Annotated in this window: 12 protein-coding genes; 7 read left to right on the top strand and 5 right to left on the bottom strand. The window is 62.3% G+C overall.

Going from position 1 to position 13,879, the window contains the following annotated elements; all coding sequences use genetic code 11:
• Positions 1–75 precede the first annotated feature (75 nt).
• Together UB31_RS39375 and UB31_RS39370 are read left to right on the top strand one after the other, a co-directional pair.
• Positions 76–1,554, top strand: a complete 1,479-nt coding sequence (locus tag UB31_RS39375) for a DUF6056 family protein (protein ID WP_156175762.1) — start codon at positions 76–78, stop codon at positions 1,552–1,554.
• Between the two features lie 4 nt (positions 1,555–1,558).
• Entirely contained in the window at positions 1,559–2,548 is a 990-nt protein-coding gene (locus tag UB31_RS39370) for a glycosyltransferase family 2 protein (protein WP_245306151.1), read from the top strand.
• Positions 2,549–2,558: 10 nt separating this feature from the next.
• On the opposite strand, the gene UB31_RS39365 is transcribed toward UB31_RS39370, so the two are convergent.
• From UB31_RS39365 to UB31_RS39355, 3 genes are read right to left on the bottom strand one after another with little or no spacing between them, the layout of a single operon-like run.
• Complete coding sequence (locus tag UB31_RS39365; protein ID WP_045014656.1) at positions 2,559–3,482, bottom strand: transketolase family protein; 924 nt, start codon at positions 3,480–3,482, stop codon at positions 2,559–2,561.
• Positions 3,479–4,309, bottom strand: coding sequence for a transketolase (locus UB31_RS39360; RefSeq protein WP_045014655.1), 831 nt, complete (start codon positions 4,307–4,309; stop codon positions 3,479–3,481). Before UB31_RS39360 ends, UB31_RS39365 begins: the two co-directional genes overlap by 4 nt.
• Positions 4,275–5,204, bottom strand: a complete 930-nt coding sequence (locus UB31_RS39355; RefSeq protein ID WP_045014654.1) for an NAD-dependent epimerase/dehydratase family protein — start codon at positions 5,202–5,204, stop codon at positions 4,275–4,277. Before UB31_RS39355 ends, UB31_RS39360 begins: the two co-directional genes overlap by 35 nt.
• Before the next feature lie 155 nt (positions 5,205–5,359).
• Here UB31_RS39355 and UB31_RS39350 point away from each other — a divergent pair, with 155 nt between their 5' ends.
• Positions 5,360–6,313: a sulfotransferase family protein gene (locus UB31_RS39350; RefSeq protein ID WP_045014653.1), complete on the top strand. Its 954-nt coding sequence runs from the start codon at positions 5,360–5,362 to the stop codon at positions 6,311–6,313.
• Positions 6,303–7,190 (top strand): phosphotransferase family protein, encoded by an 888-nt coding sequence (locus tag UB31_RS39345; protein ID WP_045014652.1) that lies wholly within the window; start codon positions 6,303–6,305, stop codon positions 7,188–7,190. The genes UB31_RS39350 and UB31_RS39345 overlap by 11 nt, the downstream gene beginning before the upstream one ends.
• A 17-nt stretch (positions 7,191–7,207) precedes the next feature.
• On the opposite strand, the gene rfbG is transcribed toward UB31_RS39345, so the two are convergent.
• The gene (gene rfbG, locus UB31_RS39340) at positions 7,208–8,275 is read right to left on the bottom strand and encodes a CDP-glucose 4,6-dehydratase (RefSeq protein WP_045014768.1); all 1,068 of its coding nucleotides are present in this window, start codon (positions 8,273–8,275) and stop codon (positions 7,208–7,210) included.
• A complete protein-coding gene (gene rfbF / locus UB31_RS39335; protein WP_045014651.1) occupies positions 8,272–9,042 on the bottom strand; it encodes a glucose-1-phosphate cytidylyltransferase in 771 nt (256 codons plus the stop codon). The genes rfbG and rfbF overlap by 4 nt, the downstream gene beginning before the upstream one ends.
• A 269-nt stretch (positions 9,043–9,311) precedes the next feature.
• Here rfbF and UB31_RS39330 point away from each other — a divergent pair, with 269 nt between their 5' ends.
• From UB31_RS39330 to UB31_RS39320, 3 genes are all read left to right on the top strand, one after another.
• On the top strand, positions 9,312–11,351 hold the full coding sequence (locus UB31_RS39330; protein WP_045014650.1) for a hypothetical protein: 2,040 nt from the start codon (positions 9,312–9,314) through the stop codon (positions 11,349–11,351).
• Positions 11,352–11,566: 215 nt separating this feature from the next.
• The gene (locus tag UB31_RS39325) at positions 11,567–12,529 is read left to right on the top strand and encodes a UDP-glucuronic acid decarboxylase family protein (protein WP_045014649.1); all 963 of its coding nucleotides are present in this window, start codon (positions 11,567–11,569) and stop codon (positions 12,527–12,529) included.
• Between the two features lie 42 nt (positions 12,530–12,571).
• Positions 12,572–13,876 (top strand): hypothetical protein, encoded by a 1,305-nt coding sequence (locus tag UB31_RS39320; protein ID WP_045014648.1) that lies wholly within the window; start codon positions 12,572–12,574, stop codon positions 13,874–13,876.
• Positions 13,877–13,879: the final 3 nt, after the last annotated feature.

Below are 13,879 nucleotides of genomic sequence, written 5' to 3'. Positions count from 1 at the left end.
GCCTGCGGAGGCAGAAATCAACATTGCGACCTGGACCGATTGTCTCTAGTCTGGCCCAGGTTGAGGGGTCTTTGCGTGTACAATCAAGATGTTATGCCATTGACGGCGCGCCCCCTCGCCGAGCGCAGAGCCAGTCTTGCCTGGGCGCTGTGCAGTCTGTTTCCTGGGATCTTTCTGCTGTGTCTGTTTACGCTGATATTTCTGAGCGCACCCGAGCACGATGACTTCTGCTTTGCGGAACTGTACGCAGGACATGGCTTCATCCAGACCATCGCGATCATCTACCATTCGCTCTCGGGCCGGGTCGCGGCCCTGTTCCTGAGCCAGCTTCCGCCGGCGATCTCCGCGGCCGCGAACGTCAGCCTGCTGTGGGCCTATTCACTGACGCTGGCTGTAAGCGCCGGCCTGTTCCTGTTCGGGTCGGCCGTCGCGACGATCCGCGCATGGCCTCGCGCCGGCGCGCTGCAACTGGCTTTCCTTAGTTTGGCCTTTGCAAGCGCTGTGGTCAGCGCAGCGCCGAGCGTGCGGGATCTGCTCTATTGGCTCTCGTCTGTGACCTGTTACGTGCCACCCGCCATGATCGCCATCCTGATTCTCGGAGAATGCGTTCGGGCGCTGGACCGGGAAACCGATTTTTCGTGGCTACTTGTCGTTGGAATGGCTTTCGGCGGATTTGCAGCTGCGCTGTGCAATGAATTCACCGGCTTGTGGCTCCTGCTGATCGTCGCGGCATCGTTGGCCGCACGCTATTTCTTCGACCAGCAGCGCCAAGTCGCGCAGCACTTGCTGATCGCGGCAGCAGTCGCCATCGGCTGGATCATCGTGGTTTCCGCCGGCGGCAATAACGTGCGGATGGGACAGCTCCCGAACGGGGGGCATGTAATCTCGTCAGTGTTTGAAGCACTGCGCTTTTCGCTGATCGGGCTCGGCCGGCTCCTTCGAGAGCCCGCAATCCTGGCATTGCTCGTCGCGACAGGCGCCATCGCTCTGATGGAGCCGGGCTCCTCCACACCGGCGCCTCGCAGAAATAGGCTATTGGCGCTCGGCACGGTCGCGATCTGCCTGGCTTGTTCCTATTTCGAATACTTCGCTCATCAATATGCGACGGGGATGCGACTCGTCGAACGGGCGCAAAACGAAGCGCTGATCCTGCTGCTGTACGGGCTGATGCTGGGTGTCAGACTATTGGTTCGAGCTTACCGCACGCAATTGCGCGAGCGGCTCTCGGCCAGCAGCTACCACGGCCTCCTCGGCCAGGTCGCACTGCCGACGGGCCTTGGGCTTCTCATGATCGCCTCGCTCGGCCTCAGCTCAACGGCATCGCTGCTGCGTAAGCAGTGGCACGATCTCTACCCGTATTGGCAGGAAAGCGTCGAACGGCACGTCCTGCTGACGACAAGCCCCGAGCCGGTGGTCGCCGTTCCCCGGCACAAATGGACACCGTCCCTGTTGATGACCTCCGACGTGACGGCCAATGCCGACAGATTGCCGAACGACTGCATCGCCAGATATTACCGCAAGTCTGCCATCTACGCCGCCGATGCGCCGCGGTGACCTGTTGTCCTTTTTCAAAGGCATGAATGTGAAAACTATCAGCGTGATCACGCCCTGCTATAATGAAGAGCTGAACGTCAGGGATTGCTACGAGGCGATCCGGAAGATCTTCGACAATGAGCTCAAGGGTTATCAGCGCGAGCACATCTTCTGCGACAACGCATCCGACGACCGCACGATGGAGATTCTGCGCGAGATCGCGGCGCAGGATCCCGCGGTGAAGGTCATCGTCAACGCGCGTAATTTCGGGCCGCTGCGCAACACCTACAACGGCGTGATGGCGAGCAGCGGCGATGCCGTTCTCCTGTTCATGCCGGCGGACCTCCAGGACCCGCCTGAACTGCTTCCCGAATTCGTCAAGCTGTGGGAAGCCGGCCACGAGATCGTCTACGGCATCCGCGCGGTGCGCGAGGAAGGACGGCTGATGCGCGGCCTCCGCAACATCTATTACCGCGTGCTGACCCGCTTCTCCGAGGTCACTGTGCCGCCCGGCGTCGGTGACTTCCAGCTCGTCGACCGGCGCGTCGTAGAGGCCATGCGCAGCGTCCGCGACACCTATCCGTTCATGCGGATGATGACCTTCGAATGCGGCGGCCGTGCCATCGGCGTCCCCTACACCTGGCGCCAGCGCAAGAAGGGCTTTTCGAAGAACCGCGCCAGCGCGTTGATCGACCAGGGCCTCAACGGACTCGTATCCTTCACCACGGCACCGGTTCGGTTCGGGCTGTTCGCAGGCTTCCTGATCTCGGCGCTCAGCATCGGCTACGCCATTGTCAATTTTGTGATCGGCCTGCTTCTGTACCGGCAGCTCGCCGATCCCGGCATCGTCACGCTGATCGTCGCCATGTTCTTCTTCGGCGGCGTGCAACTGTTCTTCATGGGCATGATTGGTGAATACGTCCTCGCGATCTATGGCCAGGTGCGCGAGAAACCTGTGGTTTTTGAGCGCGAGCGGGTCAATTTCGACCCTTCACAGCCGTCGTCAGGATCCTGACGCGCGCGCGTCAGCGCTTCGCCAGCGACTCCTCGATACGCGCGACGATGGCCTGAACCGAAAGGCAAGCGGCATCGAGCAGCACTTCGCGCGATCCTGCGTGCGAGATCTTTCCATCCTGCTCGGGAACGCCCATCCCGATGACTGGCGGTCGTTTCGCATCGCCTGCAAATGCATTCGCCACCAGGCTGAACAACCCTCCGCGCAGGACATGCTCTTCGAGCGTCACCACAAAGGCGACGTCGCGCACGGCGTCGCGGATAGCCACATCGTCGAACGGTTTCAGGCAGCAGATACTGACGACACCAACGTCCCTCCCGTGCCCGGCAAGCTCGCCAGCCGCCTCCAGCGCGCGCGCGGCGATCGGGCCCGAGGCGAAGATGACGATCTCCCGTCCCTCACGCAAAATCCGCAGCTTGCGAGGATCGGTTGCGGCAGAGCCGAGATTTGGCTCGCCGGCCCGGCTGAGCCGCAAGTAAGATGGCTTTCCGCTCGTTGCGATCAAACGCGTCGCAGCGCACACTTCCATGGGATCGCAGGGCACGAAGACCTCGATGCCAGGCAGCATCGACATGATTCCCACATCCTCCAGCGAATGGTGTGTATAGCCTTGGCTGCCATAGGCATAGCCGGCGCCGACCGCCACGACCTTGACGTCAGCGCCGTGGTAGCAGACGTCGTTGCGGAGCTGCTCGAGGCAGCGCAACGTCGGGAAATTTCCGATCGAGTAGACAAAGACCGTTTTGCCTGACATCGCGATGCCCGCGGCGATGCCGGCCATGTTTTGCTCAGCGACGCCCACATTGAGATAGCGCTCGGGAAATTTTGTCGCAAAGGGCTCCAGCACGGAATAGCCAACATCGCCGCAGAGCAGCCAGATATCCGGATTCTCGCTCGCCGCCCGCAACAAGCTCTCGACGAACGCCGTCCTCATGCGCTGACCTCAGCCAGCGCCTGCACCAGTAGTTCATCCGAGGGCGAGCGATAGTGCCATTCGAGCTTGTTCTCCATGAAGCTGACGCCCTTGCCCTTTACGGTGTGGGCGATCACGACGGTCGGCTTGTCGGGGTGTCCTGGCAAAGCGCCCAGGACGCGTTCGAGCGCGATCAGATCATGACCGTCAATTTCTTCAACATGCCAACCAAACGACCGCCATTTCTCTGCAAAGGGATCAAGGTTGAGGACCTCAGCCACTGATCCAAAGCTCTGGATCTTGTTGAAGTCGACGATGACGCAGAGATTGTCGAGCTTGTGATGAGGCGCAAACATGATGCCCTCCCAGTTCGAGCCCTCATCGCATTCACCGTCGCTGAGCAGGCAGAACACGCGGGCACCGCGGCCGGCCGAGCGCACGGCGAGCGCCATGCCGATCGCGATCGGCAGGCCATGGCCGAGCGAGCCGGTCGAGACCTCGACGCCGGGAACCGCATGGCTGACGTGACCGGTGAAGATCGATCCATCGCGGCAATAAGTGTCGAGCTCGGACAGGGAGAAGAAGCCGCATTCGGCGAGTGTGGCATACAGCATCGCGGCAGCGTGGCCCTTGCTGAGCACGAAGCGATCGCGGCCGGCGAGCCGCGGGTCGGCGGGGTCGACGCGCAGGATCCGCGTATACAGCACCGCCAGGATGTCTGCCATCGACAGGCAACCACCAATGTGGGAGGCCTTGGCGGCATGGACCATGCGCAGCGCGTGCGCGCGGATCCGCCGGGCGAACTCCCTCGGCTCAGGGCGATTTGCAGGAAGACTTGGTCGCGTCATGCCAATTCACCGTTTCGCGCAGCCCTTCGTCCAACGGCACTTCGGGCCTCCAGCCCAACGCGAACATGCGCGAAACGTCCGCGGCCAGGACCATAACCTGATCGGGCCGGTACGCCAACTCGCCGAAGCCGAGAGATGCGCCGGGGTCGACGAGATCGCGCAACCGTGTCACCGTCTCGCGTAGCGGCGGCGCATCCGGACTGCCGACGTTGAAGATGCCGCGCGCGGCTTCATGCGTGATCGCCAGCCGAAAGGCGGCGGCGGCATCGCGCGCGTGCAAAAAACCCCAGCGCTGCTCGCAGGCCGTCAGCGCCATGTGTCGTCTGGAGCGCAAGTTCCGGATCATGCTCGGGATCAGCCAATAGTCGGCGTCCCTTGGACCGTAGGTCGAAAAGATTCGCAGCCACGCCGCCCGCACCCTCCGCTCATCGCACAGGCGCATCGCCATCGATCCAGCGGCGAGCTTGGCCATGCCATACAGCGTCACCGGCCGCGCGGTGTCGTCCTCGCGGATCGCGCGATCATAGCGTCCATACTCGGCCTGCGATCCGGCACCTACAAATATTTTGGCGCCGGCCTCGACCGCGAGCCCGGCGAGCCTCACCGTGTCGGCGACATTAGTGGCCTGAACCGGGCTGTTGCGATCGGCCCCTGCGACGCCCCGCCAGGCCATGTGCACAACTGCCTCCGGCGCGAATGCGCCGAGCGCCCCGCGCAGCTGGTTCAAATCCTCCAGATCGCCGAAGATCGCGTGCAGCCGGTCATAAGCGTTACCGAGACGCCAGCGGGGGCTCTCAGGCCGTAACAGGACGGCCACCTCGTGTCCATGCGCCACGAGGTCTGTAACGAGATAGGAGCCCAGAAATCCGCTCGCGCCAGTCGCAAAAACACGCATGGTCTCCCAGGTAAATCAGCAATCCCCGGCCGTCAATGTCCGCCCCTCGCCCGAGCCGCATTCTGGCGCAGTCGAAGCCCGATCGGAGCTTGATTATCCGGCCCGTACAGCTAAACGGGTGGTCGGGATCGACGTTCGACGATGCAGGGTGATGCATGAGCGACTTCAGGCTGGCCATGGTTTCCGCGGGCTTCGAGCACGGCGGTAACGTCACCCATCGTCACTTCGACGGCCATCCCGACCTGCTCGTCTATCCCTTCGAGTCGCAGCTCGGAAACCGCAACTTCAACGACTTCCTCGCCTCGGTCGAGCGCGTGCAGTATCGCTATCCCGAATTCCCGGAAGGGCTGACGGCGACCGAGCTCTACGAGCAGATGATCGATGAGGAGCTGAAAACGTTCCTGCGCAAGCGCAACGGCTCCAAGTTCCGCGACGCCGACTGCGTTATGGACGAGAAGAAGCGCGTCGCCGAATTTGCGCGGATCGTGGGCGAACCCCCGATCTTTCGTCGTCAGGTGGTCGAGGCCTACTTCCGCTCGACCTTCGCGGCGTGGGAGAACTACTACACCAGGCCGCGCCCGGGCATGGTCCATGTCGGCTACTCACCCGCGATCGGTATCGACGCCGACCGCATGGTGCGCGACTTCCCCGACGTCCGCATCCTGCACATCGTGCGCAATCCGTTCTCAGCCTATCGCGACACCAAGCGCCGCCCGTTCCCGCAGCCGCTGACGAAATATTTGATCACTTGGAACATCTATCACTCGACGGTCGAGATGTTTGCCAAGATGTATCCGGAGAACGTACGGATCTTGCGCTACGAGGACCTCGTCGAGGACAAGCGCAAGTTTATGACGGAGGCCGCCGGCTTCATCGGCGTGCCGTTTGCCGACAGCATGCTCTATCCGAGCTGGAACGGCGTCGAGATCAAGGACTCAATTGCGCCCTGGGGAACCGTGCTCAAGAGCACCAAGGACTACAACCAGGCCGTCATCCAGGAACTCTCGGACGATGAGCGCAAGCAGATCGCGCAGGGCACCGCGGCGCTGGCCCGCCATTTCGGCTACGACCGCATCGACTATCTGAGCCCGCTCTATCGTGCTGGGTAAGATCGCGTTCTTCGAAACCGACGGCCGCCCCGACATCAGCGCCGAACACGCGCGCATCCTTTCCGCGCTTCAGCGACATCTGCAATTGTCCGGCCGCGACGCCGTCGTCACGCCGGCGCTCGGCGGCACGCTCGGCGTCTGCTTCGATGCGGAGATCGCGGGCGAGAAACGGTTTCTGAAGATGCATCTTCCAGGCGTGGACGCCGTTGCGAGCCTCGCCAAGGAAGCCGACATCCTCTCCTGGCTCTACGGCAAGACGATCGTGCTTGACCGTTTCGAAGTCCCGATTGCGGACGGAACGACGCGGCTGTGCCTGCTCATGCCGGCGCTCGCGCCGCTGCCCGCGCCGATGCAGCCTGCGGATGCCACCGCGATGGCACGCGGCTGCAGTGAACAGCTCGGCGACTGGCGGCCGGACAATCTTGCCTCGTTCGAGCACTATCTGGCATCCGCCGTGCGCGCCCTGAAGACCCTTTCGGACCTCGGCCTGCTGGAGCAAGCAAGTGCAACCGAGATGCGCCGGCTGATGCTCCTGCTCGAGGAACGACTTCCGGGCCTGCCTGCAGCGCTCTGCCACGGCGATTTCGGACCAAAGAACGTCATGCTCCAGGGCGCCGAGCCGCGCGTCATCGACTGGGAAGACGCGTTCGCTGGCATCGACGGCTACGACTATCTCTACTGGCTGACCTTCATGGAGAACCGGTCGTTCCTGCAGACGGCGGCCTTCGGCCGAACCGGTCTTGCGCCCGATATCGAGCGCGCGATCCTCGCGCTCGTCGTCCTGCTCAAATCCTACCTGGCGGTGCGCTCGGGTGCGTACCTGAAACACGCGGTCTCTCCGCAGGCGCGCATCGCCGAGATTCTCGAGCTGCGCTGATCACGCCACTTGGCTGATCACGCCGCCTGCGCGGCGCTGACGACCTGATCGAGCTGATCGAGCGAGAATGTGCGCAGGTCCCGGCCCTCGCGCAGCGCCTTGTACCAGTCGACGGTGAGGCGCAGGCCCTGCGCCAGATCGAGCCGCGGCGTCCAACCGAGCTCGCTCCGCGCCTTCGCACAGTCGAGCCTAAGATAGGCGGCTTCGTGCGGATGCAGGCCGGCATCGGCCGTCCAGCGCGCGCCGTCACCCCACAGTGCGATCAGCTGATCGACCACGGTCCCGACCGGCACCTCGCTTGCGGCATCGGGCCCGAAATTCCAGCCGCCGATGAAGCGTTCGTCGCCCGCCAGCCGCTCCACCAGCTTGAGATAGCCGAGCACCGGGTCGAGCGCGTGCTGCCAGGGCCGCACCGAATTGGGATTGCGGATGGGCAGCGCCTCGCCGGCAAGGAAGGCCTGCATCGCATCGGGCACCAGGCGGTCGCGCGCCCAGTCGCCGCCGCCGAAGACGTTGCCGGCACGCGCAGTCGCGACGCGAGCCGCGCCCTTGGCGTTGAAGAAGCTGCGGCGATAGGAATGCGTCACGAGCTCCGCACAGGCCTTGCTGTTGCTATAGGGATCGTCGCCGCCGAGACGGTCGCCTTCGCGGAAGGCAGTGCCCGTACCGTTGTTCTCGTAGCATTTGTCGCTGGTGACATTCAGGATCACCCGTACCGAGCTCAGCCGCCGGGCGGCCTCCAGCACATGCACCGTGCCCATCACGTTGGTCGCAAACGTCTCGACTGGCTCCTTATAGGACGGCCGCACCAGCGCTTGCGCCGCCATGTGGATGACGATGTCGGGCTCGGCCTCCGCCATCGCGGCACGTAAGGTAGATAGATCGCGGATGTCGGCGATGCGGTGCTTGATGTCGTCGGCGATCCTCGCCGTCACGAACAGCGAAGATTGATGCGTGGGCGCCAGCGCATAGCCGTAGACGTCCGCCCCGAGGCGGCGCAGCAGCAGCGAGGCCCACGCGCCCTTGAAGCCGGTATGTCCGGTCAGGAAGATCTTCTTGCCGCGCCAGAACGAAGGATCTGTCACCAGACCCTCCATTTGGCGCGGTTGCCGGCCCACTCGGCCTCGAGGAAGTTGCGATCGCGCAGCGAGTCCATCGGGTGCCAGAAGCCGGGATGCACATAGGCGCGCAAATCGTCGCCGCGCACCAGCTGCTCCATCGGCTCGCGCTCCCAGATCGTCTGGTCGCCTGCGATCAGCTTGCCGACCGACGGCGACAGCAGGAAGAAGCCGCCGTTGATCCAGCCGCCGTCGTCGCTCGGCTTCTCCTCGAAATCGACGACCCGGTCGCCCTCGATCGCGATCGCGCCGAACCGCTTCGCCGGCCGCACCACCGAGACGGTCGCACTGCGCCCGTGCGCCTTGTGAAACGCAATCTGGGCGGTGAGATCGATATCGGCGACGCCGTCGCCATAGGTCAGCGCAAAGAAGGGCTCGTTCGCGACATAGGGCAGCACCCGCTTCAACCGGCCGCCGGTTTGGGTGTCTTCGCCGGTGTCGACCAGCGTGACCCGCCAGGGCTCGGCAGTTTCGCGGTGCACTTCCATCCGGTTCTCGGCGATGTGGAAGGTCACATCGGACATGTGCAGGAAATAGTTCGCGAAGTACTCCTTGATCATGAAGCCCTTGTAGCCAAGGCAGATCACGAAATCATGGAAACCGTGTTCGCTGTAGATCTTCATGATGTGCCAGAGGATCGGCCGGCCGCCGATCTCGACCATCGGCTTCGGCCGCGTGCTGGTCTCTTCGGCAATTCGGGTTCCCAGACCACCCGCAAGGATGACAACTTTCATAAGCCGGCTCCGGACGGGAGGCCCCCTCCCTTTCACTTTCCAGACGGCTTCTATACGAACCCGAGGCGGCTGGAAAATCATTTGGTCTAAGGGACGAGGTGGCGAGATCCATCATCGATCGACGCAGAGGTCCCGCGGGATTGACGGCGAGTACAGATTCGGCCAACTTTCGGTTGCAGATGATGAGATCGAGGCGTTCGGGCCGAAAGTCGGTTGGGGTGTTCATAGCAAAAGTGCGGGAAGGCAGCTGGCGACGCGGAGCCTGGGGGTTGATAGCGCTGCTCTCTCTGGTTTGGTTCATCGTTTACCGGCAAAACACGGCGCTGCTTCCATATTACGCGGTTTCGGACATGGACCAGCTGACCACGCTGGACGTGCTCCTGATCGCTGGAGGAAAGCTGCCCGACCACGTCACTCACCCAGCCGCCGGCATGTATCTCTTCCTGTCCTGGAGCCAGTGGTTCGGCCGGCTGGTCGGACTCCTGCATATGCAGGACTACACGGCGATCTATAGCTGGGCAAATCCGCTGCTCGGCATCGCGGAACTGACCGAGTTTCTCCGCGCCCATCTCGCATTTCTTGCTGTCGGCTCGGCCTTGCTGCTTACAGGCTCGCTCGCATTGGTTACCCGCGGCGGGGCCTTTTTCCTCGTGTTCCTGTTTCTCTGTTTCGCCGGCTCGCGATCGCTCGCGTACCATACGATTCTGTTCCGCACGGACATGTTCGCTCTGTTTTATGCGGCATGCAGCCTGTTCGCGGCCCTGTTTGCGGTCGAAACCGACAGAAAGCCGCTCTCCTTTGCTTTGACGGTCACATCAGGAATCTTCGCCGGGCTCGCGCTTAGCTCGAAGCTACAGATTGTCCCGACCATCGCGGCGACGCCGCTGCTTGCAATGCTGATGATGCACCGGAACCCGCAGCTGTCTGCCGGTTTAAACACGTCGCAGAGGCGAAATCGACGGGTTGCGACGATTTCGATCAGCCTCTACCTCGCGCTGGTCGCGATCGCGCTTTTCGTCAAGCTGCCGACGACCTTCTACCACTATCGGGATGCGTTCTCGATCACGCCGTTCTGCCTCGCCGTCGGCCTGTCGCTGGCCGTACCCGTCGCACTGACGGAACGTTTCAAGCACCAGCCGGATGGCCCGGTCTATCGCTTCGCCAGCTTCGCGAACCTGTTGGGACTTGGTTTTGTGCTTTCGATTCCCGCGCTGGCGCTGGCTTTCTCAAACGCGCTGACCGGCGGCTTCTATGCGCTGGCTATCGCCAAAATCATCTTTCTCGGCAAGTTCAACACCGAAATATTTGTCTGGCCAAGTTTATGGACCCAGTTCTCTTACGCACCGATTCTACTTCTTTCGCCAACCCTGATGCTCTGTCTGCTGGCGTTTGATCAGAGACGTGCCTTGAACTACGCCGAGCTCGCGCTTTTTGGGCTAATTTACCTGCTTTTTGTCATCTCGGTGCTGGTCTTCAATAGAGGCATCAATGGACAGGACATCATATATTCGGAGCCGCTGGGCCTCGTCTTGTGTGGCGTCCTTCTGCACGCGCTTTGGCAGCGACGCATCCTTGCGCGAATTGCGGCCGTGGGCTTCTCCTTGCTGCTGGCCGTCAATGTGGCGATACAGGGCCATCCGTCATCGCGCATTAGCGCGGAAATCGCGAACTATTTCGAGGAGAGCCGGCAGCTCGTCACCTACTTCGGGCGTGGGTCCCAGGGCCTGTTCGAGGGGCAGTTGCGACGCCTGTTCGTGCGCGATGACAACGGGCGCGAAATACCGGCACGATCGCGTGACGCGATCTTCGACGAGGCCGCCGACTATCGTACGATCATCTCGCAGGTTGGGTTCAGCCTGCCTAATCAACCCCTGGACTGGAGCCGCATTGGCGTGGTCGCCAATGGGTTAGCGCCCTATGGGCAGCAACGCCCAGCAGAAAGGTTCTCGAACGTCGCCGAAAATCTTGCCGGCGCGATATCGTTCATCCCGCGCGACACCCCTCCCAGGCGTTACGCGGATACGCTCGACAAGGTACTGAGTTTTCTTGGCGTGTTCTCGGGAGATCGGAACGCCATGCTTCGTCTGCATCCGGAGACCATTCGGACACGGCGCGATCTAGCCGTATTCGTTCTCGTCCCATCGGCGCGGAAGACCGAGTTGGAGGGGTCCGAAAATTTCGACGAGATCAAGGTGGGCGAGCAAAGCTATGCTGCGGTGGCAATACCAGCCCAGGCCACAGATACGTTCATGGCCAAGCTCGCGGCGTTTCCGGACCGGATCATCGTGATCAGGCGAAAGCATAGCTAGGCCCGTTCTCGCGATTGCGGGGGCGGGCAGGCCAACTGCAAAGACCACGCCCGCCTTACCCTGGCGCGAAACAAGTTCGGTGGAGGCGCGGCACAGAGGTATTAAAATACCCTCACGAAACAGGGTTGGCGATTCCGTTCGATCCCGATACCACTCTGCTCGCCTAGGTCGGCGAAGTCCTCCCCGCTCCGCGCAAGACCAACCCGGAATCGATAATGCCGTTTGAAAACTACAAGACCAGCCGCATCCTCGTGACCGGGGGCGCCGGTTTCATCGGATCGCACCTCTGCGAGCGACTGCTCGATACCGGGGCCGAGGTGGTCTCCGTGGACAATTATTTCACCGGCAGCAGGCGCAACATCGCCCATCTGATCGCAAATCCGCTGTTCGAGGCGGTCCGGCACGACGTCACCTTCCCGCTCTACATCGAGGTCGACGCGATCTTCAACCTGGCCTGCCCGGCCTCGCCGATCCACTACCAGCGCGACCCCGTGCAGACCACCAAGACCTCCGTGCATGGCGCCATCAACATGCTGGGCCTCGCCAAGCGGCTCAAGGCGCGCATCTTCCAGGCCTCGACCAGCGAGGTCTATGGCGATCCGCTGATCCATCCCCAGACCGAGGATTACTGGGGCAACGTCAACCCGATCGGCATCCGCTCCTGCTACGACGAGGGCAAGCGCTGCGCCGAGACGCTATTCTTCGACTACTGGCGCCAGCACAGCCTGCCGATCAAGGTCGCGCGCATCTTCAACACCTATGGCCCGCGCATGCAGCCCAATGACGGACGCGTGGTGTCGTCCTTCATCGTCCAGGCGCTAAAGGGCGAGCCGATCACCGTGTTCGGCGACGGCGGACAGACCCGTTCGTTCTGCTACGTCGACGATCTCGTCGAGGCCATCCTGCGACTGATGGTGTCTGCGGAAGACGTCACCGGCCCGATCAACCTCGGCAACAATTCCGAGTTCACGATCCGGGAATTGGCCGAGAAGGTCATCAAGCTCACGGGCTCACGCTCCAAGCTGATCTTCAAGCCACTGCCGCAGGACGATCCGCGGCAACGCCAGCCTGATCTCGCCAAGGCCAAGGCGGTCCTGAACTGGGAGCCGAAGGTCGCGCTCGAGGACGGCCTGAAGGAGACGATCGCCTATTTCAAGCACACGCTCGAAATCGCCTGATCCCGCTCGCAAACCCCGTCGTCCGCAGCGAGCCTGTCGACCATGAGCGCACCGTCCGGCATCATCCAGAATCTGCGATTGTGGCTGGACTCGAAGGCTGCGCTGGCGATCCTGGTGCTGCTGCACAATGCCGTCACCTGCCTGTCGCTGATCAAGGTCGCGACCTTCCAGTCCTATATTCACTTCAGCGGCGAGCGTGTCTGGATCGCGGTCGCCGTTGCAATCGCCTTCTCCGTCGTCTCGCTGCTGTTCGCCTTCACCCGCTTCAGCTTCGGCTATTTCGCCGGATTCTATTTCTACACGATGATCCTGGGTTTCCTGTGGATCGACGTGTTCTCCGAATACAGCTACCCGCGATTGCTCGCGGGGCTATCGGCGGCGTTGGCGCTGGTACTGTTCCTGCTGCCCGTGCTTTTCGTCCGGGCGCCGCTCCGACAGCTCATCGTGCTGTCGAATGCCCGTTTCGAGCATCTGCTCACGCTGATCCTGGTGATCTCCATAGGCACCATCGCCGTGGCCTCGACGTACAATTTCCGGCTGGTCGCGATCGCGCAGATCTACGACTACCGCGATGCGCTCGAATTCCCGGGGGCAGTGCGCTATCTCACGGGTTGGGTCTCCAGCACGTTGCTGCCGTTTGCGTTCGCCTGCTACTGGCTGCTCGGCCATCGCTGGCGCGCCTTGCTGGTCTTGATCCTGCTCCTCTTCTTCTATCCGATCACGCTGACGAAGTTCGCTTTCTTCACGCCCGCGTGGTTGATCGCGCTGGCCGCGGTGTCGCGCTTTGCGGCGATGCGGACTTCTGTCATCCTTTCGATCTTCATTCCGATGCTGATCGGCCTCATCGCGATCGTCGTGACAGGCGCAAGCCTCAACGGCATCACCGGCAAATATTTCGACCTGGTCAACATCCGCATGATGGCGACGGCGTCGAGCGCGCTTGATATCTACAACCATTTCTTCGCGAGCCATCCGCCGACTTGGTTCTGCCAGATCTCCGTCCTCAAGCCGCTGACGCACTGTCCCTATCAGGAGCCGCTGGCGGTCGTGATGCAGAACACCTACGGCTTCGGCAATTTGAATGCGTCGCTGTTTGCGACCGAAGGCATCGCCTCTGTCGGTCTTTATCTTGCGCCTTTCACCGCGCTCGCAGCGGGCCTCGTGCTCGCGGTCGGCAACCGCGCCTCGGCGGGACTTCCGCCCCGCTTCGTCCTGATGTCCGCCGGCGTGCTGCCGCACGTCCTGCTCAACGTGCCGCTTTCGGTCGCCATGCTCACCCATGGCACCGCCATCCTGTTTCTGCTCTGGTACGTGATGCCGCGCAACGTGTTCGAACAGGAGCCGTGACGC

This window comes from Bradyrhizobium sp. LTSP849, assembly GCF_000938255.1.
Classification (GTDB): domain Bacteria; phylum Pseudomonadota; class Alphaproteobacteria; order Rhizobiales; family Xanthobacteraceae; genus Bradyrhizobium.
The sequence above is the reverse complement of the archived record's forward strand: the minus strand, read 5'-3'. Positions and strand labels throughout refer to the sequence as shown.

Bases quoted from the DNA above. Each gene is read 5' to 3' on its own strand.
- rfbF (WP_045014651.1), bottom strand. From the start codon at position 9,042: ATGAAAGTTGTCATCCTTGCGGGTGGTCTGGGAACCCGAATTGCCGAA.
- UB31_RS39365 (WP_045014656.1), bottom strand. From the start codon at position 3,482: ATGAGGACGGCGTTCGTCGAGAGCTTGTTGCGGGCGGCGAGCGAGAAT.
- UB31_RS39320 (WP_045014648.1), top strand. From the start codon at position 12,572: ATGAGCGCACCGTCCGGCATCATCCAGAATCTGCGATTGTGGCTGGAC.
- UB31_RS39325 (WP_045014649.1), top strand. From the start codon at position 11,567: ATGCCGTTTGAAAACTACAAGACCAGCCGCATCCTCGTGACCGGGGGC.
- UB31_RS39350 (WP_045014653.1), top strand. From the start codon at position 5,360: ATGAGCGACTTCAGGCTGGCCATGGTTTCCGCGGGCTTCGAGCACGGC.
- UB31_RS39360 (WP_045014655.1), bottom strand. From the start codon at position 4,309: ATGACGCGACCAAGTCTTCCTGCAAATCGCCCTGAGCCGAGGGAGTTC.
- UB31_RS39355 (WP_045014654.1), bottom strand. From the start codon at position 5,204: ATGCGTGTTTTTGCGACTGGCGCGAGCGGATTTCTGGGCTCCTATCTC.